Source organism: Aquimarina sp. TRL1 (assembly GCF_013365535.1).
In the GTDB taxonomy this organism is placed as follows: domain Bacteria; phylum Bacteroidota; class Bacteroidia; order Flavobacteriales; family Flavobacteriaceae; genus Aquimarina; species Aquimarina hainanensis.
Genome location: NZ_CP053590.1, coordinates 3,055,243 through 3,079,334 on the forward strand (window position 1 = coordinate 3,055,243; position 24,092 = coordinate 3,079,334).

The 24,092-nt window shown below is 33.7% G+C and carries 20 protein-coding genes and 1 tRNA gene; 10 read left to right on the forward strand and 11 right to left on the reverse strand.

The genetic code is table 11. The annotated features are described in order from the left end of the window. Positions 1-2: 2 nt before the first annotated feature. The 6 genes from HN014_RS12285 (at position 3) to HN014_RS12310 (ending at position 4,561) form a co-directional block, all read left to right on the forward strand. A complete protein-coding gene (locus tag HN014_RS12285; protein ID WP_254883994.1) occupies positions 3-1,964 on the forward strand; it encodes an OmpA family protein in 1,962 nt (653 codons plus the stop codon). A 130-nt stretch (positions 1,965-2,094) separates the two neighbouring features. Continuing rightward, on the forward strand, positions 2,095-2,613 hold the full coding sequence (gene idi / locus HN014_RS12290) for an isopentenyl-diphosphate Delta-isomerase (RefSeq protein WP_176029161.1): 519 nt from the start codon (positions 2,095-2,097) through the stop codon (positions 2,611-2,613). 30 nt (positions 2,614-2,643) lie between these two features. Continuing rightward, the gene (locus tag HN014_RS12295) at positions 2,644-3,054 is read left to right on the forward strand and encodes a 6-carboxytetrahydropterin synthase (RefSeq protein WP_176029162.1); all 411 of its coding nucleotides are present in this window, start codon (positions 2,644-2,646) and stop codon (positions 3,052-3,054) included. Between the two features lie 97 nt (positions 3,055-3,151). After that, positions 3,152-4,132 carry a type I phosphomannose isomerase catalytic subunit gene (locus HN014_RS12300; protein WP_254883995.1) on the forward strand — a complete coding sequence of 327 codons (981 nt, stop codon included), beginning with the start codon at positions 3,152-3,154 and terminating at the stop codon, positions 4,130-4,132. A 31-nt stretch (positions 4,133-4,163) separates the two neighbouring features. After that, positions 4,164-4,430, forward strand: a complete 267-nt coding sequence (locus tag HN014_RS12305; RefSeq protein WP_176029163.1) for a hypothetical protein — start codon at positions 4,164-4,166, stop codon at positions 4,428-4,430. A gap of 57 nt (positions 4,431-4,487) precedes the next feature. Then, positions 4,488-4,561 (forward strand) — tRNA-Thr (locus HN014_RS12310). A 121-nt stretch (positions 4,562-4,682) separates the two neighbouring features. Here HN014_RS12310 and HN014_RS12315 read toward each other — a convergent pair. The 5 genes from HN014_RS12315 to HN014_RS12335 are packed head-to-tail and all read right to left on the reverse strand — an operon-like array spanning position 4,683 to position 10,531. Further along, positions 4,683-5,405: a DUF4369 domain-containing protein gene (locus tag HN014_RS12315; protein WP_176029164.1), complete on the reverse strand. Its 723-nt coding sequence runs from the start codon at positions 5,403-5,405 to the stop codon at positions 4,683-4,685. A gap of 58 nt (positions 5,406-5,463) precedes the next feature. Next, the gene (locus HN014_RS12320) at positions 5,464-6,768 is read right to left on the reverse strand and encodes a DUF819 domain-containing protein (RefSeq protein WP_176029165.1); all 1,305 of its coding nucleotides are present in this window, start codon (positions 6,766-6,768) and stop codon (positions 5,464-5,466) included. A 60-nt stretch (positions 6,769-6,828) separates the two neighbouring features. Continuing rightward, positions 6,829-8,724: a peptidase M61 gene (locus HN014_RS12325; protein WP_176029166.1), complete on the reverse strand. Its 1,896-nt coding sequence runs from the start codon at positions 8,722-8,724 to the stop codon at positions 6,829-6,831. 3 nt (positions 8,725-8,727) lie between these two features. Then, on the reverse strand, positions 8,728-9,540 hold the full coding sequence (locus HN014_RS12330) for a Cof-type HAD-IIB family hydrolase (protein WP_176029167.1): 813 nt from the start codon (positions 9,538-9,540) through the stop codon (positions 8,728-8,730). Between the two features lie 34 nt (positions 9,541-9,574). Continuing rightward, positions 9,575-10,531 carry an alpha/beta hydrolase gene (locus tag HN014_RS12335; RefSeq protein ID WP_176029168.1) on the reverse strand — a complete coding sequence of 319 codons (957 nt, stop codon included), beginning with the start codon at positions 10,529-10,531 and terminating at the stop codon, positions 9,575-9,577. Positions 10,532-10,734: 203 nt separating this feature from the next. On the opposite strand from HN014_RS12335, the gene HN014_RS12340 reads away from it, so the two are divergent. Beyond that, the gene (locus tag HN014_RS12340; protein WP_176029169.1) at positions 10,735-11,517 is read left to right on the forward strand and encodes a S1/P1 nuclease; all 783 of its coding nucleotides are present in this window, start codon (positions 10,735-10,737) and stop codon (positions 11,515-11,517) included. A 2-nt stretch (positions 11,518-11,519) separates the two neighbouring features. Here HN014_RS12340 and HN014_RS12345 read toward each other — a convergent pair whose 3' ends face one another. Next, positions 11,520-12,380 carry an AraC family transcriptional regulator gene (locus HN014_RS12345; RefSeq protein WP_176029170.1) on the reverse strand — a complete coding sequence of 287 codons (861 nt, stop codon included), beginning with the start codon at positions 12,378-12,380 and terminating at the stop codon, positions 11,520-11,522. Between the two features lie 98 nt (positions 12,381-12,478). Here HN014_RS12345 and HN014_RS22800 point away from each other — a divergent pair, with 98 nt between their 5' ends. Continuing rightward, entirely contained in the window at positions 12,479-12,994 is a 516-nt protein-coding gene (locus HN014_RS22800; protein WP_368660057.1) for a DoxX family protein, read from the forward strand. Between the two features lie 303 nt (positions 12,995-13,297). Here the strand turns inward: HN014_RS22800 and HN014_RS12355 are convergent, their stop codons facing one another. Beyond that, positions 13,298-14,149, reverse strand: coding sequence for a DUF6503 family protein (locus HN014_RS12355; RefSeq protein WP_176029172.1), 852 nt, complete (start codon positions 14,147-14,149; stop codon positions 13,298-13,300). A gap of 129 nt (positions 14,150-14,278) precedes the next feature. Further along, positions 14,279-16,165 carry a molecular chaperone HtpG gene (gene htpG, locus HN014_RS12360; protein WP_176031104.1) on the reverse strand — a complete coding sequence of 629 codons (1,887 nt, stop codon included), beginning with the start codon at positions 16,163-16,165 and terminating at the stop codon, positions 14,279-14,281. A gap of 331 nt (positions 16,166-16,496) precedes the next feature. Between htpG and HN014_RS12365 the strand changes: the two genes are divergently transcribed. Continuing rightward, positions 16,497-17,504 (forward strand): 3-oxoacyl-ACP synthase III family protein, encoded by a 1,008-nt coding sequence (locus HN014_RS12365; protein ID WP_176029173.1) that lies wholly within the window; start codon positions 16,497-16,499, stop codon positions 17,502-17,504. Positions 17,505-18,291: 787 nt separating this feature from the next. On the opposite strand, the gene HN014_RS12370 is transcribed toward HN014_RS12365, so the two are convergent. Further along, positions 18,292-20,649: a TonB-dependent receptor gene (locus HN014_RS12370; protein ID WP_176029174.1), complete on the reverse strand. Its 2,358-nt coding sequence runs from the start codon at positions 20,647-20,649 to the stop codon at positions 18,292-18,294. 578 nt (positions 20,650-21,227) lie between these two features. Here HN014_RS12370 and HN014_RS12375 point away from each other — a divergent pair. After that, on the forward strand, positions 21,228-21,590 hold the full coding sequence (locus tag HN014_RS12375) for a CoA-binding protein (protein ID WP_176031105.1): 363 nt from the start codon (positions 21,228-21,230) through the stop codon (positions 21,588-21,590). Here HN014_RS12375 and HN014_RS12380 read toward each other — a convergent pair. Together HN014_RS12380 and HN014_RS12385 are read right to left on the reverse strand one after the other, a co-directional pair. After that, positions 21,567-23,078 carry a sodium:solute symporter gene (locus HN014_RS12380; RefSeq protein WP_176029175.1) on the reverse strand — a complete coding sequence of 504 codons (1,512 nt, stop codon included), beginning with the start codon at positions 23,076-23,078 and terminating at the stop codon, positions 21,567-21,569. The two genes, HN014_RS12375 and HN014_RS12380, sit on opposite strands and share 24 nt — an antisense overlap. 111 nt (positions 23,079-23,189) lie before the next feature. Continuing rightward, positions 23,190-23,876, reverse strand: a complete 687-nt coding sequence (locus HN014_RS12385; protein ID WP_176029176.1) for an ABC transporter ATP-binding protein — start codon at positions 23,874-23,876, stop codon at positions 23,190-23,192. Positions 23,877-24,092: the final 216 nt, after the last annotated feature.

The following is a 24,092-nucleotide window of genomic DNA, read 5'->3' on the forward strand; positions in this document are numbered from 1 at the left end:
AGATGATGAATTTAAATAAGTATTTGGTTTTAGTAATATTAGTATTAGTTCCTAAGTTTTTTATGGCACAGGAACGACAATTAGAAAAAGCAGATTTAAAATTTAAAAGATATGCTTTTATAGACGCAAGAAAAATTTATTTAGATGTTGCAGAAAGTGGATATTCTTCTTCTGATTTATATAAGAAGTTAGGAGATTCCTATTATTTTAATGGAGAGCTGGAAGATGCTTCAAAGTGGTATGAACGCTTATTGTCAGAATATGAGCAGGAAGTAGGTACAGAGTATTTGTTTCGTTATGCACAGAGTTTAAAAAGTGTGCAACGATATGATGAATCTGACCGTATAATGGAAAAATTTAACGCATTGACTAATGCCGATACAAGAGCTTCACATTATATGAGCTCCAAAGATTATCTGAATTTTATAGAGTTGCAATCCGGTAAATTTGATTTGATCAAACTGGGAATTAACTCTAAAGATTCTGACTATGCCCCCAGTTTTACAAACCAGGGGACTTTGGTATTTGCCTCTTCTCGATTTGGTAATCCTATGGTTAAAACATTGCACGAGTGGAATGAAATGCGTTTTCTTGATTTATTTTCTTCTGAAATAGGAGAAGAAAATGAATTGACAAAACCTACAAAATTGAAAGGACGCATCAATACTAAATTTCACGAATCTTCAACTACTTTTAGTAAAGATGGTAAGACAATGTATTTTACCAGAAATAATTATACGAAAAGAAAGTTAAAAACAAATGCAGCAGGAACTACATTGTTAAAACTTTATAAAGCAACATTAGAAGGAGATAAGTGGACTAATATAGAAGAGTTACCCTTTAATGGTGATGAGTATTCAGTAGCTCACCCTGCTTTAAGTGCTGATGGTACAGTTCTGTATTTTGCCAGTGATATGCCAGGAAGTAAAGGATTATCGGATCTTTATAAAGTAGCAGTACATGAAGATGGGAGTTATGGTACTCCAGAGAGTTTAGGAGATCTTATTAATACAGAAGGTCGTGAAACATTTCCTTATATCAGTGACTCGGGAAGATTGTATTTTGCTAGTGATGGTCATGTCGGATTGGGAGGACTGGATGTTTTTATAGCAGTTCCAGAAGGGAATGGTTTCTCTGTCCCTTATAATGTAGGACGCCCTGTTAACGGACCGGAAGATGACTTCTCTTTTGTATTGGATGAAGGGACGAAGATTGGATATTTTGCTAGTAACAGAGATGGGGGACAAGGAAATGATGATATCTATAGTTTTAAACAAATAGAAGAATTGATAACCAGCTGTAAACAATATGTCAAAGGAACTATTCTGGATGCAGCAGATGGGGCTGTAATACCAGATGCAGAAGTAGTATTGTTAGACGAGAATAATCAAGAAATACAACGAACAGTATCAAATACTTTTGGAGAATACCGATTTGATATCGAATGTGAAACTCTGTACATTGTAAGAGCATTAAAAGATACATATAAACCATCAGAGAAAAGGCTTACTACAGATAAGGTGTTAGAATTTACCCATGATCTCCCTATAACAATTGAAAAAGGAGGCTTAAGTGAAAAAGAAGCTGTGGAAGGAGATGATTTAGCAAAATTATTAGCGTTGTCTCCAATTTATTTTGATCTTGATAAATCAAAAATAAGAAGAGATGCAGAGGTAGAATTACAAAAAATTATAGCTGCATTAAAAGAATATCCTCAATTAAAAATCGATGTCAGATCTCATACAGATAGTAGAGGGACTGATGCATACAACCTATACTTAAGTGATAGACGAGCCAAGAGCACCATCGCTTATATTATCAAAAAAGGAGGGATAGATCCTTCTAGAATAACTGGTAGAGGATATGGAGAAACAGCCTTGATTAATTCATGTACTAATGGAACTCCATGTAGTAAGGAAGAGCATCAATTGAATAGAAGAAGTGAATTTATTCTAGTGAAATAAAAAAAGAATATTATTTTTTTAAAAAACACCTTAATTATTAAGGTGTTTTTTGCATTTTGTAAAGGAACTTCTCACTTTTGCTGTTTATGAGTAGAGAAAGCGCAGGAGGACTTTAATAGAACTAATTAGGATGGAAGAAGAAAAGGTAATTTTAGTAGATACAAATAACAAGCAAATAGGATTAATGCCAAAAATGGAAGCACATGAAAAAGCGGTACTCCACAGGGCATTTTCTGTTTTTATCTTGAATGATAATAAAGAGTTAATGCTCCAGCAAAGAGCACTTCATAAATATCATTCTCCAGGCTTATGGACCAATACTTGTTGTAGTCACCAGAGAGAAGGAGAGAGTAATATAGAAGCTGGTGTTAGACGATTGGAAGAAGAAATGGGGTTTACTACTTCATTAAAAGATACTATCTCCTTTATCTATAAAGCAAACTTTGATAATGGATTGACAGAACATGAATACGATCATGTTTTGATAGGTCAATACGATAAAGATCCGGTAATTAACCCGGAAGAAGTGGCAGCCTGGAAATGGATGCCCCTTGAAGAGGTGAAAAAAGATCTGCAGGAATCTCCAGATTTATATACAGCTTGGTTCAAAATTATTTTTGATAAGTTTTATGAACATATTACCTTATAGTATAAAAAGAGGAAACAAAGAAAGATAAACATGAGAGTAAAAGTTTGTAGAAAAGCCCATTTTAATGCAGCACATCGACTTTATAGAAAAGATTGGAGTGATGCTAAAAATAATGAAGTATTTGGGAAATGTAACAACCCTAATTATCATGGGCATAATTATGAACTTATAGTAGCAGTGACAGGGGAAATAGATCCGGAAACCGGATTTGTGATTGACCTAAAAACATTAAAAGACTATATCAAAACAGAGATAGAGGCTCCTTTTGATCATAAAAATTTAAATAAAGAAGTGGAAGAGTTTAAAGAATTAAACCCCACAGTAGAGAATATAGCAGTTGTGATCTGGAATCGATTAAGAGGAAAGATAAATGCTTCATGTGATCTCGAAATAACGCTTTATGAAACTCCCAGAAACTTTGTGATTTATGACGGGAAGTAATTACTGATCGTTTTTTAAAAGACTTTAGTCGAAAAAAAATAACTTTTACCTGAATTTATTTCAAATTGCACGTAACTAATATATGTAAATTAAAAAAATGGAACAAAAAGACCAACTGGATATATTGAAGTTTACTCCGATACTCAAAGAAAAAATTTGGGGAGGAGAGAAGCTAGGAAACTTATTGCACAAAGACTCGAAAAGTAGTTCATTAGGAGAAAGTTGGGAGATTAGCGATGTAGAAGGGAATTATTCTATAGTAGCAGAAGGTCCTTTCAAAGGGAAAAATCTACGGGAATTACAAGAACAATATAAAGAACAGTTAGTTGGAGAAAAGAACTTCAAGCGATTTAAGACTAAGTTTCCACTGCTGATTAAGTTCATAGATGCCAAGGAAGCTCTTTCTGTGCAATTACATCCAGATGATAGTATAGCACTGAAGAAACACAATTCTTTAGGAAAGACAGAAATGTGGTATGTGATGCAGGCAGATGAGCAATCGAATGTAATTGTAGGGTTTAATCAGGATGTAGACCAGGCATTGTATAAGAAACATGTAGATAATAAGTCTATAAAGGAAATACTCAATTATGAAATAGTAACTCCTGGGGACACTTTTTTTGTATACGCAGGTTTGATTCATGCCATAGGAAAAGGAGTGTTATTAGCAGAGATTCAACAGACCTCTGATATTACATATCGAATTTATGACTGGGACCGGGCAGATGCCAATGGTAATTATAGGGAACTTCATCAGGAAGAAGCCTTAGAAGCGATTGATTATTCGACAAATAAAGAATATAAAGTATCGTACGATAAAAACCAGAAAGGAATAACTGATTTAGTTTCCTGTCCTCATTTTATAACCAATGTTGTTGCTATAGAAGAGAAACAGAAATTATCTCATGAACAACTGGATTCTTTTGTGGTATATATGTGCGTAGAAGGAGAAGCAATGATTAAAGGGCTGGATATATCACTTACAGTAAGATCCGGAGAGACTCTATTGGTTCCTGCTACAGTAAAAGAAATAGAAGTTTTAACAAAAGGAGTAAAGTTATTACAGACTTATATATAATAAAATAGTAATTTTGCTCAAAAATATAATTATGGCAAATAAAAGAGAGCTTAAGAAGAATATTAATGATGCATTAGGAGAAATTATCTATCATGTCGAAGAATGGGAAAGAAATAATCCTGGAAAAAATACGGAAGCAGGGGAAGCTATTATTGATGAGGCTATAGACGTATTTGATTCTTTGATCCCTAAAGTAAATGCTAGAAAAATAGAAAATCCTTCAGCGCATTTTAAAGCTGTTAAAGGAGAATTAGAAACTGCGGCAGTGAGTTTGATAGAAAAATTAAATTCCCTGTAATTTTTTAAGAAAAGTATTTGCAGATATAAGAACAAAAATTATATTTGCAACCGCTTTGCCGATATAGCTCAGCTGGCTAGAGCAGCTGATTTGTAATCAGCAGGTCGTGGGTTCGAGTCCCTCTATCGGCTCTTGAAAATTCCTTGTTGATTAAGGAATTTTTTTGTGTAAAAATTATGCTTAAAAAAACGCTCAGAGAATATCTGAGCGTTTTTTTTGTTTAGCTAAAAGTGAGAAAGCTCACTTTTAGAATTATTTCTTGGATGGATCTTCTTTTTTTCTTTTCTGGATAAATTCGACGAGCTGCTTCCCGTATAATGATTTCTTTACAGAAGGAGTCAAAGAATTGGCTACAGTGTCAAGGTATTTAATATTTGCATCGAATACTTCGCTAAGAATGATATAAGGAGCAACTTCTTTGTCTTTATTATTTAATGCAAAGTTAATCGTGTATAAATATCGTTGCTTGATGAGGTTTTTATACATTTTATCATTCTTGATCAACTTTTCGTCATCATTTTGTTTGCTCGCTTCAAAATTATCTTTGATCAGCCTCAGATTTCTATCATTAAATCGTTTGTTGATTTTCTTGAATTCCTGAAACTTGGTTTCATTTTTACCTCCGATTATTTTAATATCCTCTTCAAAATTGCGAACATTCGTAGTGATATTGATCTCTCCTGGTTCAACAAAAAAATCGACTCTGTCATTATGGATGATACCATCATTTTTATCCAGATATAAATAGTGAATTTCAGGTTCATCGACACTTGTAATCATCGTAAACATCGCATTGTCTCCACTGGCTACGATAACAGAATCTACATTAATAAGTACGGTGTCCTGTATTTTCTGAAGATAAATAGTTCCCTTTTTTAGGCCTTTAATATTACCTGTGATCGTTACATTTCCCTTTTTTGGGGAATTACAGCCAATAATAAAAATAAGCAGAAGTAAGGAATAAAGTTGTTTCATTAGTAATTCTTTAATTTAAAAATGTAAAAGTACAAAGATGCATAATTTGAATTAATTATCACCCTCCAGAAGCAATTTGCATTAAGATTGTACAAAGCAAGGCTCCATAAGTTCCTATGGCATATCCAAAAACAGCTAAAAGAACTCCTACTACAGCTAATGAGGGGTGAAATGCGGCAGCGACAACCGGTGCGGATGCGGCAGCTCCAACATTTGCCTGACTTCCTACAGCAAGAAAGAAATAAGGAGCTTTTATAAGTTTGGCAACCCCAATTAATAAAATTGCATGAATTGTCATCCATATAAACCCTACAGCGATTAATCCGGGGTCTTTAAAAATACTCCCTAAGTCCATCTTCATTCCGATGGTAGCGACCAATATATGAATACATACGCTTCCTATTTTACTGGCACCAGCTCCTTCATAGTTTTTTGCTTTTGTAAATGATAATAAAATACCAATGAGTGTTGCCAGCGTAACCATCCAGAAAAAAGTAGAGGTAAATGATGATAAGGATGAGCTTTTATCATTAAACACTTCAAAATTATCGGATAAAAATTGAGAAATGTTATTTGCTCCCCAGTGCGATACTCCTACCGCAGTAAAAGCAATCGATAGAATGATCATTAAGTCTGTCAGAGATGCTTTTCGAGATATATTTTCCGTATAGGTAGCTACTCTTTGTTTTAGGGATTCAATAGCGCTTGTATCGGCTTTTAGCCAGTTGTTTATTGCTTTGTTTTTGCCTATTCCTATAAGCAGTAAAGCCATCCATACATTGGCTACGACAATGTCGACAAGCACCATGGCTCCATATCGATCAGGGTTAAATTGATAAATCTCTAGCATAGCGGCTTGATTTGCACCTCCTCCAATCCAGCTTCCTGCAATGGTTGATAAGCCTCTCCATACAGCATCTGGACCAATACCTCCGACAATTTCAGGAGAAATCCAGGAGATAAATAAAACAGCAATAGGTCCTCCGATAATGATGCCAATGGTTCCTGTAATAAACATGATTAGGGCTTTGGGACCTAAACTAAAAATACCTTTTAGGTCAATACTCAGTGTCATTAATACCAATGAAGCGGGTAATAAATACCTGCTGGCTATATAATAAACATTAGATTGTTGAGGCGTTAATACTCCTTCTGCATTGAATGCTTTCCATTCGGGAGCAATTATTCCCAAAGAGTGAAAAATAGCTGGGAGTAAGTAACAGAGCAATAGGGAAGGGACATAGGTATAAAAAGATTTCCAAAACTTGTTTTGTAATGAAGAGGTGTAAAAAACGATACCTAAACAAAGCATCAGGATACCAAAAACAATAGTATCATTGGTAAATAAGGGAACAGTTTCCATAATTAAAATTTATTTCCTTTATATAATCTTTTGAGTTGTTTCCTTCAGATTACTAATTAGTTACTCATTGATCCATCCTTTTAAAACCTTAATTTGTTTTTCAGTTGGGTTAGAGATTGCTTTTATTGTAGCTTTTTCGATAGAAGGCGGTGTGACAATAGATTCTAAGGTGATTATTTCATTATTCCTTTTAATAACAAAAGTAATATCCTGCCCGTTTTTCCATTTTTTAGAATCACTAAAGAGATCATATATGTTTTTTAAGCTATATTTCTTATCATTAATAGCTAAGAGTACATCTCCTCCTTTAATGCCTATTTTTCTCAGGAAATTATTATGAGAGCAATCTTGTGTAAAGACGACTTCATTAGTCGTTTCTTCTCCTTTGATGTAGGGCTCCTGTTCATATATAAAATAAGAAGCAGCTGTTTTGGTAGTTCCGTATGTAATTCCTGCTTTATTCAGGAAGTAGTCGTATGGAATTGGTGTATTGGTTTCAACATATTTTTCGAGAAAGCTACTAACTTCAGGATATTCTAATTTCTTGATAATTTCGAACAGTTTGTCATCCTCAAAAGGAGTGTCATTACCAAACTCTTGCGATAGTTCCTGGACAAGATCAATAAGTCCTAGGGCTCCTTCGGTTTTCTCTCGTATGATAAGATCAATACACATGGAAATAAGTGCCCCTTTTTCATATACATTTCGGTAATTACTATGATAAGGTTCTTTAAGAATGTTTTGACTCATCTTTGTAAAAGGAATATGATCGTCATATAATTTTGCAGTATTTGTTTTTTCCAGAATTTGCTCAAAAAATTCCTCTTTAGAAATTAATCCCTGATTGATCTGGAATAATACAGAAAAGTATTCAGTAGTTCCTTCATATAGCCATAGATGACGGGACATTTTGGGGTTGTTGTAATTAAAATTATGAATTTCTTCAGAGTGAATACTTAGTGGTGTAATGATATGAAAAAACTCATGAGATACAATATTTTTAAGAGATTCGTTTAAGGTCTTAAGGGGGATTGATTCAGGGAGAACTACTACGGTGGAAGTGTTGTGTTCCAAAGCACCAAATCCTTCAGCGTCTTGTTGTTTTGATGAAGCCAAGTATAGTAATACACTATATTTTTTTGTAGAATTAATAGTCCCTAAAAAGTTTTTTTGGGCTCGAATCATTCGTTCCATTTCCGGCATTAGTTGTGCAGCTCTATAGGTCCCACTGGGGGAGTATACACTTAACAAAACCTCAATGCCATTGACAGAGAAGATAACTTTGTTAGGTATTGAATACATAATAGGAGAATCTGCCACCTCAGCATACCTCTTGAATGAGAATAGATCGACCTCATATCTCAGGTTCTGATTTGATTCATCAAGTATTACCTTGGAGAGAGACGTAGATGCTTCTAATGCAAGGGGGTGTTTAATGAATAAATTGTATTTTTTTTCTTTCATCCCTCTGAAGTATCCTACAAAAGCATAGAGGTTTAATACGAAGTTTTTATCTCTTTTGATATTAGATCCGGTGGGGGAAAAGATATCATGTGTGTCTTCAGTATCAAATGTGTCATTAACCCAATAAGTGATTTTTTTTAGTTGTTGAGCATTGTTTATTTTCCATCTATTGTCTCCAAACTTTTGAACAAGAAGAGGGTTTCCATTAGCGTCAAATGCTTCGAAGTTATCTATAAACTTGCCATAATTGTTGTTTTGATAGGTTCCCGGTACTATTTTAGGGAGAAAATAACTAATGGTGTCAGAAGTAATATTCGCTGTTTTTACTTCTACCTTTACTTTGTCATTAATAACATTTACCAAATCAAGAGATACAGCAATAGGAGTTGTATCTATTTTTACGGGTTCTATAGAGGTTTTACAGTTATAAAGGCAGATGCTCAGGGTACATAGGTAAATAGTATTTCTAATGAGTTTGATTTGTTTTAACACAGTTTATAGGATGTTTTTTTTAATAAATACTGCCACACCATCTTCTTTCCCGGATAATGTAACTTCGTTGGCAATAGCTAAGGTTTCTTTTTTAGCATTTGCGACTGCTACACCGGTTCCAACCGCTTCTATCATTTCTATATCATTGTAATTGTCTCCAAAAGCAATAGCGTCAGATAACGGGATGTTAAAATGAGAATTTAGTAATAGTTTAATCGCCGTTAGTTTAGAAATTGTTTTATGAGCAATCTCAATATACGTTGGTTTTGATCTATATAAATGTAGTGAATCTCCGAAGTTATTTTGAAGAAAATCATACATTTTATCAATATATGACTCTTCTCCCATGCACATTATTTTATGAGCCCCCAGATTGGATTGTGTCCATTCGGTAATAACTTCTTGAGTAGATTTTACAACAGGAGTTACTTTAGTATTATTAGCTTCTCGATTCGCCCAGAAATCCATAGCAGGAACGTACCAGGAATCATTGTTGTAGAGACTGAGGTGTACATTGTTATTCAATGTCTTGTTGAAATGGTTTATTTTCTCCAGCGCATTAACAGGAATGGTAGTAGAATGAACGATTTGATTATTGATAATAACAAGTCCTCCGTTATAACATATAAGGGGTTGATTAGTAATGCCTAATTCTTCCTGTAAGTGTGTCATAGCACTAGGCATTCTAGAAGATATTAATACAACAGGAATGTTATCTTTTATTCTTTTTATTTCGGTAATAGTAGCTTCTGATAATTCTCTTTCTTTGTTTAGGAGTGTTCCGTCTATATCAGAGAATACAATGCGATCTGGCATTATTGTTTGATTTTTTATTAGTACTAAAAAGAGGTTATTGATTCACAAAATCAGAGATTGTATCGATAACGGTCGGCATGATTTCCCTCCATTCTTCATCAAATGATTTTTGATTTTCTAACCGATTACCATTGATCTCTTTTAAAATGTGATTCATTTTTTCAAAAATAACATATTTAGCATTAGGAACAGCATCTCTTAATTTATATGATTCAGAGGGTTCTACATGAATATCTCTATCTCCCTGTATTATTAGGATAGGAATGGTGAGTTTGGAGATTTCTTCTGTAGGAGTATATTTCATCCATGACTTTATAAAAGGTTGTAAGTCTAATTTAAAAATTGATTCTAAAGCGGGGTCATAGGAAGTGGCTCTTCCTGTTTTTTTTAGTTCATCAAAAGCCTGAATCACATTTTTGCTTAATCCGGGAGCTTGTTTCCCTATTTGTTCGATTATGATTTGATCAATAGATTGCCCATTTCCTCCGACAGAAATAAAGGCATCCGTATTTTCTTGTGCGGCGATCATACCAACCAGGGAACCTTGTCCATGCCCCAGAATGATAATTTTAGTGTATTTGTCGTTCTGAGAGAAAAAAGTAACAACAGATTTGGCATCTGATATATAATCATCAAACGAGACTTCGTTTTCCTTAATCCCTAAATGTGTCATTTTAAAGAGCCTTTTGTCATATCGAAAGGTTGCAATTCCCTTTTTTGCTAATTCATATGACAAATTTTTAAACGTATTGTTTTTAGACATTCTGTCATTTCCATCCCGGTTAATGGAACCTGCATCCATGATAAAGATAACAAGAGGAACTTCTTTATCAGCATATGGAGCGACAAGTGTTCCTTCTATAAAATCATCGATTTTTACATATGCAGAGTTAAATTCTTTTTCGTTTTCTTGTGCGTGAGTGCATAAGGGTGAAATAAATAGCGATGCTACAGATACGATTTTTATATAAAATAAAACGGTTTTAATCATTGGTGGGGTAAAAATTTATTGTTTGGTGACTATACATTCTCTTATCTAGCAATATAAAAAATAAGATGATTACTCTATAAAATAGTTTTAATGTTTTTTTATTGTGTAAGCGTTGGTTTTTCTTGTTGATCAGGGAGAGGAAATGATAAAAATTTAACAAGGCTCTAACAGTGCTTTTTCTATATTTGCTCAAACTTATATTTATGAAGCGATCATCTTTTACAGCTACTATGCTATTTGTATTATTTTTTGTGTTTCAAGGAGTAGCAAATGACTGGGGGAAAACAGGGCATCGAGCTACAGGGGAAATTGCAGAGGCGTATCTAAAAAGAAAAACAAAGCGAAAGATAAAGGCATTATTAGAAGGGCAATCTTTGGCATATGTCTCGAATTATGCAGATGATATAAAAAGTGATCAGGAATATAGAAAGTATGGCCCATGGCATTATGTGAATTTTCCGTTTGATAAAAATTACGGAGAAGAAACCCCCAGTGAATTTGGAGATCTGATACAGGCAATTGAGATATGTTCCAGTAAATTAAAAGATGCGGATGTTCCTAGGAAAGAGAAGCAATTCTACTTAAAAATGTTGGTGCACTTTGTAGGAGATTTGCATCAGCCATTACATGTAGGGAGAGCTGAAGATAAAGGAGGAAATGATATTCAGGTACGTTGGTTTACTACCGGGACTAATTTACATAGAGTATGGGATAGTGATATGTTGGATTATTATGGAATGAGTTATACAGAACTTTCTATTACAGCAGATCGTCTATCTAAAAGGGAATTAGAGGAGATAGAAGCAGGGACAATTTTAGATTGGGTACATGAATCGAGAGCTTTGGCTAAAAAAGTATATGCTTCTGCATCTGTAGGGGAAAAACTAAGTTACCGATATATGTATGATTATTTTCCTATTGTTAGGATGCAATTACAAAAAGGAGGGATTCGGCTGGCAAAAATATTAAACGAGATTTTTCAGTAATATTACTCGAGTTCTATAATTTCTTTTCGGTATTGCTTAGGAGACATAGAGAAGTGTTTTTTGAAGGTTTTGGTCAAATGACTTTCATCGGTATATCCTAGCTGATATGCTATTTCAGCAATCGTGAAATCAGTGTGTTGGAGTCTGTGTTCTACTAGTTTCATCTTGTATTTGGTTACATACTGATGAATTGATTCTCCTGTTTTTCTTTTGAAATATGTACTGATAGAGCTTTGAGACATATTAAAAAGATCCGCCAGATAATTAATTTTTGTAAGATCGTTATCGTACACGTTTTGGCGTATATGACTCAAAATTTGATCAATTTTGTTATCACCTACATTAATATCTCTTTGATTGGAGTTATATTTTTCAGAGATATTACGAACGATGATACTAAGGATAGTACTGATTGCGTTGGATATGATTTCCTGATAATAGATCTTTTCTTCTTTGAATTCTTTAATTACCAGATTGTGAATATCCCAGATGACTCTTCTGTCTTCTTCATGAGAAATCACATCTCCTGGAATGATATTGGGTTGATGCAGTAACTGTTCGATTCGTTTTAGCCAGTATTTTCTGTCGGGTAAGTTTATTTTGCAGGAGAAGAGTAGTTCTGTGAATTTGAAATAAGTAAAACGAGAATGTCGATCTACTTCAAAATGATGAGTGTCTTCCGGGGCAAGAAGGAAAATGTTGTTTTTTTTGTAGTTAATTTTTGTTCCATTAATGATGTGGTGTCCACTGCCACTTTCTATAAATATAATTTCAAAGTAATTATGTTTATGTGGTTCTCCTTCCCATTCGTCACTGGAATATTGTTGGACTACAAAGGTTTCGTGTAATGTGTATCGGTTCATTATCAGTTGCTTAACTTTCAAATGTACAAAATTATTCAAAAAGAAATAGGGGATTTTTTAGCTGTTTTTTGAAAATAAAATTAGGATTTTAGAGAATTATGGTATTCCCTTTTTTTGTACAAGTTATATGCGTAATTATACAAGAAAATACCAGAAATAAGTATAGACATTTGCACCGCGAAATTTTAGAACGTTACTTTTTGAAAATCAGAGTTTACTTGTATACTATAATAAGAGTTTTGTTTGGTGTACTGTTAGTTTTTCATGGAATTTATAATGTTATTAAATATACAGCCTTTTTGGAGCTAATGGAAAAAAGTTTCAGGGTGTCAAATGTATTCGGACTTGGTTTTGTCGAAGCATTTGTTTCTTTAATACCATTTATACAATTCGGTTTTGGTTTGTTTTTGATTCTAGGTTTTTTTACTAGAAATGTTCTAATATTCGCAGTTTTATTGCATGCTTTTTTTATGATTTTTTTATTGGAGACGGGAGTTGAAAATATTGCTTTAATACAATTAATGTTTTTGATAATTTCTGTAGGACTGTTGTTTAAGAATCATTACAACCTTAATTCAATGGATTATACAAGGGATATGTTCATGACCTTGTAGGGGTAAACAAAGAATATAAGGAGGAGAATGCATTATGTTCATGGGTTTGCAAAGAGGTAGCTGCAAACCCATGTTTCCTTTCATACGTTGGTTTTTTATTGGTTTACACGCCTTCTTTTGATAGTAAAGAAGGCGTTTTTTGATAAAAACTATTTCTACTTTAGTGTATGAGGTGTTTCATAAAGAACGAATATAAAAGGGAGCTGTATTTAGCAATATTCCAGTTTATAAAATAATAAAGCCACTCTTGTGGAGTGGCTTTAAATTTATTGGCATCGTCAGGGTGTAATACCCCGAGGCTGTTTATTGTAAAGGGATGGCATCAGGATGAGGAGTGAATAAGGAGTTATCATCTTCTATAAACCGGATATTTGATATGGAAGCATCTCCCAGTTTTTCTTTCAATCCTTCTTTTTCAGACCAGCCATAGAAACCCCACTGAGTAGCAAATGGAACCCCATTTATTTCTTTATACTGTTCGTATTTTATCAGGTGGGGATCTGCTTCTGCTTTGGAAATATCTCCATTATTACCATAAGTGACTATATAAGAAGCTGCTTGTATCTTTTTGTTTTCAGGATGTATAAAGGTGATATACCAGTCATCGGGAGCGTCTCCTGTTCCCTTTTTAAAGGTCAGTTTTGATGTTTGATAAATTGTATCATTCAGCTGACGGTCTTGCTGAAATTCCCATAGGGTTCCCGGGTCGCTTAATTTATATGGGAAGGCAAAAAAATAGGTCCATGTAAACATACCAAAACGTACTCCTTGCTTAGGAGTATTTTCGGGATGTATGTAGATACTGTCATTAGTATATAAATGTGTACTTCCGTTTTTATTTTGGATTTTAATTTTAGAGGAGTTCGTAGCCATAGTTATAGTAGCATCCATTCGTACTTTTCCTCCGAATCGAACTGCAATATCAAAACTAACTGCTTTATGAGTTAAAAAAGTATTTTTATGATGTGCCTTTTCTACATCGTTTATAAGTTGTTCTCCTAGCGACAAAGCACCATCACCAATACCTTTATCCGATTCAATCTCTTTTTGATCGACAGTTGTTTTATTTGTTGTGTCTGGTAATGATTGTTCTTTTTTATTTTGATTACAACTACTTAATATTAGTAGTGTAATAAAAATCCATAAATATTTCATGTGTTATAATTTTGTTTGTGTAATAGGTAGGTAAAGTTAGATAAATCTTACAGTGAGTTTTCAAAAAAAAAGCATAAAAAAACCACCTTGTTTATTAAGGTGGTTTAAAAAAGTTAGTACAAATAAAGATTATTTGATCATATCAAAGCTTCTTTTTATAAACTCTGTTAATTCTTCTCCTTTTAATAAATTCTGAGAAAGTTTAGCAAGGTCTAGCGACTGCTTGATTAAACGTTCTTTCTTTTTATCTGTTTTGGTATTAAAGATTTCTCCGACTAGATCATGGTTTGTATTGACAACCAGGTTGTACATTTCTGGCATATTACCAAACATGTTCATTCCACCACCACCGGTTTGCTGCATTTCTTTCATACGTCTCATAAATTCCGGCTGAGTAATCATAAAAGGAGAAGCATTGCTGTCCATTGCCTCTAATTGTACGGTGTATTTATCAGATGGAATAACTTTTTCTAAATCTCCTTTTAGTGTTTCTTTTTCTTCATCTGTGAGTTTAGAAATAGTTTCCTCATCTTTCTTGATCAGATTGTTAATATGATCAGCATCTACACGTGCAAAAGTGACATTCTCTTTGCTGGTTTCCAGTTTTTGTATCAGGTGTGATACAATTGGAGAGTCTAATAAAAGAACTTCGTATCCTTTTTCCTTAGCGGTGTTTATATAAGCGTGTTGCTCGTCTTTATTAGAGGCATAAAGGATTACTAATTTGTCATCTTTATCTGTCTGGTTGTCTTTTATCTTTTCTCGTAGTTCTTCAAATGTAAAATAGGTGTCGTCTACAGTTGGATATAATGCAAACTTGTCTGCTTTTTCAAAAAACTTATCTTCAGACAACATTCCATATTCTATCACTACTTTTATATCATTCCATTTTTGCTGGAAATCTTCTCTGTCGTTTTTGAATAAAGAATTTAGTTTGTCGGCCACCTTACGGGTGATATAGCTGGATATTTTCTTTACAGCTCCATCTGCCTGAAGGTAAGAACGAGAAACATTTAACGGGATATCAGGAGAGTCAATAACTCCTCTTAGCATTGTAAGAAATTCAGGAACAATTCCTTCTACATTATCCGTAACAAATACTTGGTTTTGGTATAATTGAATACGATCTTTCTGCATATTCATATCCTGTCCCAGTTTAGGGAAATACAAGATACCTGTAAGATTAAAAGGGTAATCAACATTTAAGTGAATGTTAAAAAGAGGTTCTTCGAATTGCATTGGGTACAATTCTCTGTAAAAACCTTTATAATCTTCTTCTTTTAATTCACTAGGCTGTTTGGTCCAGGCTGGATTTGGATTGTTGATGATGTTGTCAACTTCTTGCGTCGGAGCTGGATCTTCTTCTTTTGCCCCTTCTGGTTTAGGCAATGTTTCTGTTTTTGTTCCAAATTTGATAGGAACAGGCATAAACTTATTGTACTTAACCAGTAATTCACTGATTTTAGAATCTTCTAAAAATTCAGTTTCTTCTTCATTGATATGTAGTATAATCTCTGTTCCTCTTTCTGATTTGGAATGTGATTCCAATGTGTAAGAGGGAGAACCATCACACGTCCAATGAGCTGCGGGTTCATCTTTATATGACTTGGTGATAATCTCTACTTTATCTGCAACCATAAAAGCAGAATAAAAACCAAGACCAAAATGACCTATTATCCCGGAATCTTTCGCACTATCTTTATATTTTTCCAAGAATTCTTCAGCTCCCGAAAAAGCAACCTGATTGATATATTTTTCAACCTCTTCAGCGGTCATTCCAAGCCCCTGATCTATGATATGAAGCTGTTTTTTATCCTTGTCAATTTTTATTTCGATTATAGGATTTCCATATTCTATTTTAGCTTCACCAATATTGGTTAGGTGTTTAAGTTTTAATGTTGCATCAGTTGCATTTGAGATTAATTCTCTTAAGAAGATCTCATGATCAGAATACAAGAACTTTTTAATTAAAGGAAAAATATTCTCTACAGATACATTAATATTCCCTGTTGCCATTTTATACGGTTTTATATTATTGTCAATTTCTATTTGAAACTCTTTTACGACAAAAAAAATACCATTACTGATTTGCTGCCAAACTGACATCTGATTTTTGTAATTGCGACAGTTTTACATTTTTTTAAGAGGAGGTATAGGGAGTGGTTTTTAAAAAACAGAAGAGAAAATAGCTAATGATTTGTAAATCTTTCAGTTGCTATGCGTGCATATAAAATACATTCTCTTTTTTTTATCAAACTAGTAAGAATATCTATATTGTGATGTCATTTTTTGCAAATGATGTAAGAATTGCCAGTAGTTTTTAGAAAAATAATACTTAAGAAAATATATGTATACTTCAAGAATATCAGGATTAGGAAGCTATGTTCCGGAAAATATTGTAACCAATGATGATTTATCTCAATTAATGGATACGAATGACGAGTGGATTCAGGAGCGCACAGGGATAAAAGAAAGACGTCATATTAAAAAAGGGGATGGTAATAGTACGGCTAAGATGGGGGTTAAAGCTGCGAAGATTGCTTTGGAACGGGCGAAACTAACACCAGGGGATATTGATATGATTATTTTTGCAACCTTAAGTCCTGATATGTATTTTCCAGGGGGAGGAGTGCAGGTTCAGGAGATGATGGGGATGAAAACAATTCCAGCATTGGATATTCGTAATCAGTGTAGTGGTTTTGTTTATGCTATTTCTGTTGGGGATCAATTTATAAAGACCGGAATGTATAAAAACATCCTTATTATTGGTAGTGAAAATCATAGTGGTGGACTGGATATGACCACTAGAGGTCGGTCTGTTTCGGTTATTTTTGGAGATGGAGCAGGTGCGGCTGTTCTAACAAGAAGTGAAGATGCAGGGAGAGGAGTGTTATCGACACACTTGCATAGTGAAGGAGCACATGCCAAAGAGTTATCGCTGATCGGTCCCAGTACAGAAAGATGGGTACCTGAATTGATCGAAGAAAACCCGCAAGAGGAAATCCCATATTATCCTTATATGAATGGACAATTTGTGTTTAAAAATGCAGTAGTTCGTTTTTCAGAGGTGATTAATGAAGGGTTGCAAGCAAATAACTTATCTAGTTCTGATATTGATATGTTAATTCCTCATCAAGCTAACTTGAGGATTTCTCAATTTGTGCAGAAAAAGTTTCAGTTGTCGGATGATCAGGTCTACAATAATATTCAGAAATATGGTAATACAACTGCTGCTTCTATCCCGATTGCTCTGACAGAAGCCTGGGAAGAAGGAAAGATAAAAGAAGGAGACACAGTGGTACTGGCAGCATTTGGTAGTGGATTTACATGGGGAAGTGCTATTATAAAATGGTAGAATAAAAAAACAAGACTAGAATAGAAATGATAAATCGCGATGCAATTAAGCATCGCGATTTTTATATATAGGTTCCAGATTATTCATTATTAATAAACGGTTAATTCAAATAAATCGTAACCTGAAGTTGTATAGTAGACGTATAAAAACGCAAAACATTACAAGTAATTTTATTTTTTTTGTTAAAAAAAAATAGGTTCTCAAAAGGGTGGTTGATAGCGAGTGTTTTAGGTAAAGGGAAAGTATCTTCTTTCGGTCCGGCGAAGCCCTTTTTTAAAGGCTTCGCATATTTTTATCCATAAGAATAATTCTAAAGGCTAATTCAGAATTTATACAACAAACAATTCATTTATATATACGATGCCCAGGATCAGATGTTGCAAAAAAAGCAGAATTTAATTGAATTTTTTTGAAAAAAAATTGATGTAGGTAAACAGCGAGGTATTCTGAATGATATAATAGAATTATAGACTAAAAAAAAGAAGCCCCAAATAGGGGCTTCTCGTATGTCTTTATCTTTTGAAAAGTATATTTTCTCTAAAGGCTAATTCAGAAACAATAACTAATATTTTTACAGATAAAGACTATATAATATTATTGAAAAACTATTTTTTGACTTAGAACTAAGAGAGGAATTTTATACAATTGTATAAATATACCTTCTTGTCTTTAATTCAGATTAATATCTATCCAAAGAATATACTTTGTCTAACAAAATGTAAGGAACTTTGGATAAAGACGGATGAAAATGCGAAGTGTTACAAAAGTACATCACTTTTTTGAAAAATTATAATAATCCTCCTCCTGATTTTTCATTGTCATCTCTACGTTTTCTAGATACTTTTCTGTTTTTACCACCTCCAAATCGATACGACATTCCGACAAAGATTGTTTGTGTTTCAGCTTTAAAAGCTCCGTTTTGTCGATAAGGGTCTTCTCCTTCAAATCTGAATCTCATGGTGTTAAATACATCGTTGTAATTGAAACTAAGAGTTCCTTTTCCTTTCATAATATTATATCTGGCTCCTGCATTTACAAAGTAAAAAGGTTTTGTTTTGAATTGTATTCCCTCCTGATCTCCGCGATAAAAACCAAATAATTGAAATGTTAAATCTTTTGATACCTTGAAATTATTATTCATTCTGATACTATATATGGCTGCATCTACTTCTTTTTGTTTTCCATCAACGATTCCTTTTTGGGTTTGGCTATACAAATCGAAGCTGGCATTAAAGTTCCACCATTTTGCAGGTCTATAGTTTGAGGATAATTCTATACCATAGGCGCTGTTATTGTCAAAATTAGCAAATGTTAGAATTTGTCCATCTTCTACTTCAGGGTTTTTTATTAATGTTTGACTAATTTCATCATTTACCAATCTGTAGAATACTCCTCCTGTGATGGAACCTTTATTGAGTCTTCTTGTGTAATTTGCTTCAATGGAATTCGTGAATTGAGGATCTAATGAAGGGTTTCCTAAAGAAGTAATTCTTGGAGTGCTCCATTCTCGAATTGGGTTTACTTGATTTAACCCTGGTCTGTCCACACGTCTGCTATAGCTGATTTGATAACTGTTTTTTTCTCCCGGAGTATAGGAAATAAAAGCAGAAGGGTATACCGTAATATAATCATCTTCGAATACTTTATTCTCATTGAGAGTTGCTTCTACCTCATAGCTCTCTACACGAGCCCCAATCTGATACGCCCATTTCTCGAATGTGCTGCCATACGTAGCATATAAGAAATGAATATTTCTGTCATACTCATATTTGGAGCTTGGAAAAAAAGTAGAAGCGTATTGGTTATCCGTTCTTCTTATTCTCGCTTCGTATCCTAACTCTAGTTTTGTTGTTTCAGATAAAGGGTTGACATAATCCAGATTGATTGTAGTATTTTGTCGGTCATTATCAATAGTATCTACATACCCCCCTCTATTGTTAAAACTAAAGGCGTCATTCGATTCTCCTTCATAATCATTATAATCTATTTCTAATTCGATATTATGTCCTTCTTTTTCAAAATCGTGTTTGAAATCCAGGTTATAACTAGCACTTGTATTATCTCCATTATTTCGTAGGATTTGAGCAATATTGTTTTCTGGAGCAGACAAGAAGTTAATTTCTGTATCTACATTCGTTTTTCCATCATATATATTTTGATTTGTATATACGGATAAGGTGTTTTTATCATTGATGTAATAATCAACTCCTACTTTAAGCAAGTGAGACTTGTTGTTATCATTAATTAAGAAATCTTGTCGTGTGTTGTCATTTTCCTTGTAAACAAACCCGTAATTCTTACTCTTGGATGCATTTGCTCCATAACTACCATATACGTTGATTTTACCAGATCGATAATTCAAATCAATGTTACTGTTAAAACGGGCATTTTTTCGAACTTTTAATCCCATATTAATATTCCCGTTAAAACCAATATTACTGTTTTTGTGTAGAACGATATTGATAATTCCACTCATTCCCTCGGGATTGTATTTTGCCGATGGGTTAGTGATTAGCTCTATTTTTTTGATAGAAGATGATGGAATCTGTTTTAATAATTGAGAAGCACTTATATTGGTTGGCTTCCCATCAATAAGAATTCGTACATTTTCATTTCCTCTAAGAGCGATATTACCATCCTGATCTACATTGACAGATGGAATGTTATTCATTATTTCTGCAGCACTTCCTCCTGTCGTGGTTAGATCTTTCCCTACATTGATTACTTTTCTATCTATTTTTTGCTCAATAGTAGTTCGTTCTGCTACAATAGTAACATCATCCAGAGATTCTACCTGCTCTTTTAACAGAATCGTTCCAAGGTTGAGGTGACTGTTTTGTTTTGTAATTTGTATCTCCTGAGTATAGGTAGTGTAGCCAATAAATTGTACTTGTAGTGTGTATGTACCTTTTGGGATATCTGCTATAACGAAGGTTCCTCCTTCAGTTGTAATACCTCCACTGATTATTTTTTTTGAACTATCGTTTACTACAATAGTAGCGTAGGGGATAGGTTGTTTTAAATTACTATCGATTACTGTTCCTTTTACAGTTCCTAATATTGCTTCGTTTTTAGGTTGGGCAAAAACTACCAGACTAAAAAGAGAAAACAAAAACAGGAAAACATTTTGATTGATTGCTTTCATTTGTTCGTGTATTTTGATTGATGTTTTGTTATGCATTGTACTATGTATTGCATAATGCAAATTCATAGCTTTTTAGAAATGTTGATCAGACATTTATATAGGATATGACGATTATGCGTAAAGTCCGTTACATCAAAACCCCTTTTTTTAACATTTTTTTTAAGGTTAAAAAAGTAAGTTGTTGGTAATTAGTGATTTGTGTGTTTTTGGTGATAAGTTGTATGCAAAAAGAAAAACCGCCTCTGCAGAGGCGGTTTTGTATAATAATCAAATCGAAACACTAACCATCAACTATGAATATAATTTGATTATTAAGTAACTAACTAACTAAATCTATGAAAAATCATATCTTATACCATATAAGACGAGATTACCTTTCTTACGTTACATAGATATTTGTTTTTTAACATATAAGAAGTTTTTTTAACATTTGAGAGGTGTAATTCCTCATTTTATAGATGAAATGCTGGATTATTGTAAGGATGAGAATAGATTAACGACCATTATGTTGCTTTGTATTTAGAAGATAAATTCTTGTAGAATAAAGAGAGATTAACAATAGCAACAAATCATTTTTAATTATGAAAAAAACACTTGTTTTAGGAGCTTCGTTAAAAGAAGACAGGTACTCTAATCGCGCCATTAAAAAATTAATAAATTACAATCATCATACAGTAGCCTTAGGAGCAAGAGAAGGAACTGTAGCTGGGGTGTCTATAGAAACGGATAAACTTCCTTTTGATGCAGTTGATACCGTTACAATGTATCTAAATCCGGAAAATCAGAAGGCGTATTATGATTATATTTTAGAACTTTCGCCTAAACGAGTGTTATTTAATCCAGGAACTGAAAATCCAGAATTTTACGAAAAATTAAAAAATGCAAATATTGCTATAGAAGAGGCTTGTACTTTGGTGTTACTTTCTACGGATCAGTATTAAAACTGAGGACGCTAATAGTCCAATAAAAGTAATCGCTCCATTAATTATTAATATTTCAAAACCAAATTGATAATAGGTGCTGGAAGCAACTTCAGCAGCTTCATTCCAGGTGCTTTTTGTAGAGAGGTAAACAAAAATCTGAAAAGAGAAGTTTATTATTATAGATAATAATACAGAAAAAATACATATAAAAGGAACCTGTCTGTCAGAAACTTTTAATGTTGTGAAAAGCCCAAATGCATATAGACCGAGTAAAGGACCGTATGTGAAACCAGCAAATTTGAAGAGTTTAGCAATTACACTTTCATCGGCTATGGCATATTTGAATATAATTATTACCAGGATGAGCAGTATGGAAAACAGAATATGAATTAATTTTCTGACGTTAACTTGTCGATCCGGAGCTATCCTTTTCTTTATATCTATAATATCAATACTAAAGGAGGTGGTTAGGGAGGTGAGGGCACTATCAGCACTACTATATGCGGCAGCGATTAATCCAAGGACAAAGAATATGGCGATTCCTATTCCTAGATCACTTTGTGTAGCGATATATGGAAAGAGCTTATCGCGTTGTGCTTCTATTCCATTTTGAGAAGCATATTGTGTAAGTAATAGCCCTAAAGCCAGAAAAACGAAATTGACAAAAGTTAAAACGATTGTAAACCAAAACATGTTTTTTTGTGCATCTTTTAGGCTTCTGCAGGTCAGGTTTTTTTGCATCATGTCCTGATCCAAACCTGTCATAACGATTGCTATGAATGCACCTGATAGGAATTGTTTCCAGAAATATTTACTGTCTTTTATGTCTTCAAAAAAGAATATTTTGGAATTCGGATCATCCATTACATACGCAAGAATATTTGTTCCGTTTATCCCTAGATCTTGAGATACGTAATAAATAGCAACTCCAAGAGCTATAAGCATAAATAGTGTCTGTAAGGTGTCTGTCCATACAATTGTTTTTATTCCGGATTTGAAAGTATATAACCAAATAAGAAGAATGGTAATAATAACTGTAACCCAAAATGGTATATGGAGACTGTCAAAAATGATAGTCTGTAATACATTTGCCACCAGGAATAATCTGAAGCTAGCGCCTATGACTCTGGAAATAAGGAAGAAAGAAGCGCCTGTTTTGTATGCGTATAGCCCAAAACGAGTCTCCAGATAGGTATATATCGAAGTGAGATTCAGTCTATAGTAAAGAGGAAGTAATACAGTTCCAATTACTAGGTACCCCAGTGTGTATCCCAGGACCATCTGCATGTAACTGAATTGAGATGCTTCTACCCAGCCAGGAACAGAAATAAAAGTAACCCCACTAAGAGAGGCTCCGATCATACCAAAGGCAACTATGTACCATGGAGATTGTTTGTTCGCATTAAAAAATGTATCGTTTTCCGAGTTTTTTCCCGTAAAATGAGAAATGATTAATAGTACTATAAAGTAGGAAGCTATTAAGATAATAATGTGAGTGGGTTGCATACAATTTCGTTAATGGAACAAAAAATTATGTACCAAAATACAAATTAATATCTACTAGTATGTATAAATGCTATAAATGATTATTGATGTAGATGGGAGGGGGGTAGAATGTTATTTTTGATGAATATCGCTTTCTATGATACCATCTCGAAGGCGAATTACCCGATGCGCATGTTCAGCGATGTCTTCTTCATGAGTAACAAGGATTACTGTATTCCCTGCAGCATGAATATCATCAAATAGCTGCATGATTTCTACAGAGGTTTTGGAGTCAAGATTTCCAGTAGGTTCATCTGCTAAGATAATAGAAGGCTTATTGACCAGTGCTCTTCCAACAGCGACCCGTTGTCGTTGCCCTCCTGATAACTGATTCGGCTTGTGATCCATTCGATCTGCTAATCCTACATCGGTTAATACTTCTCCTGCTCTTTCTGCTCTTTCCTTTTTAGAAGCTCCTGCATATACCATAGGTAAGGCAACATTATCAAGCGCTGTAGTACGAGGAAGAAGATTGAAGGTTTGAAATACAAAACCTATTTCTTTATTCCGGATGTCAGCCAGTTCATTATCTGTCATTTTACTGACATCATTACCATTTAGCTCATATGTTCCATCGGTAGGAGTATCCAGACAGCCAAGGATATTCATAAGGGTGGATTTTCCGGACCCAGAAGGTCCCATAATAGCAATGTATTCTCCATGTTTAATATCTAAATCAATTCCTTTTAATACATGAACAGTCTCTTGTCCAAGTTTAAAATCTCGTATGATTCCTCTGATTTGTATAACATTGCTCATAATTCAAGAACTATTATTTTTTACATTGAGTTAGATAAGAGTACTTCTATCTTTTTACATAGGACGCATTGTCGATAAAGTTGTTACAAATATGTTTTATAAAAATATGGGAATTCTGTTTTTTTTTGAAAAAAAGAGGCGTGTTGGGAATGGTATATAAATTTTTAAAAAACAAAAAACCATTCACCTAAATAAGAAATTAATCTTTAAAAAAGG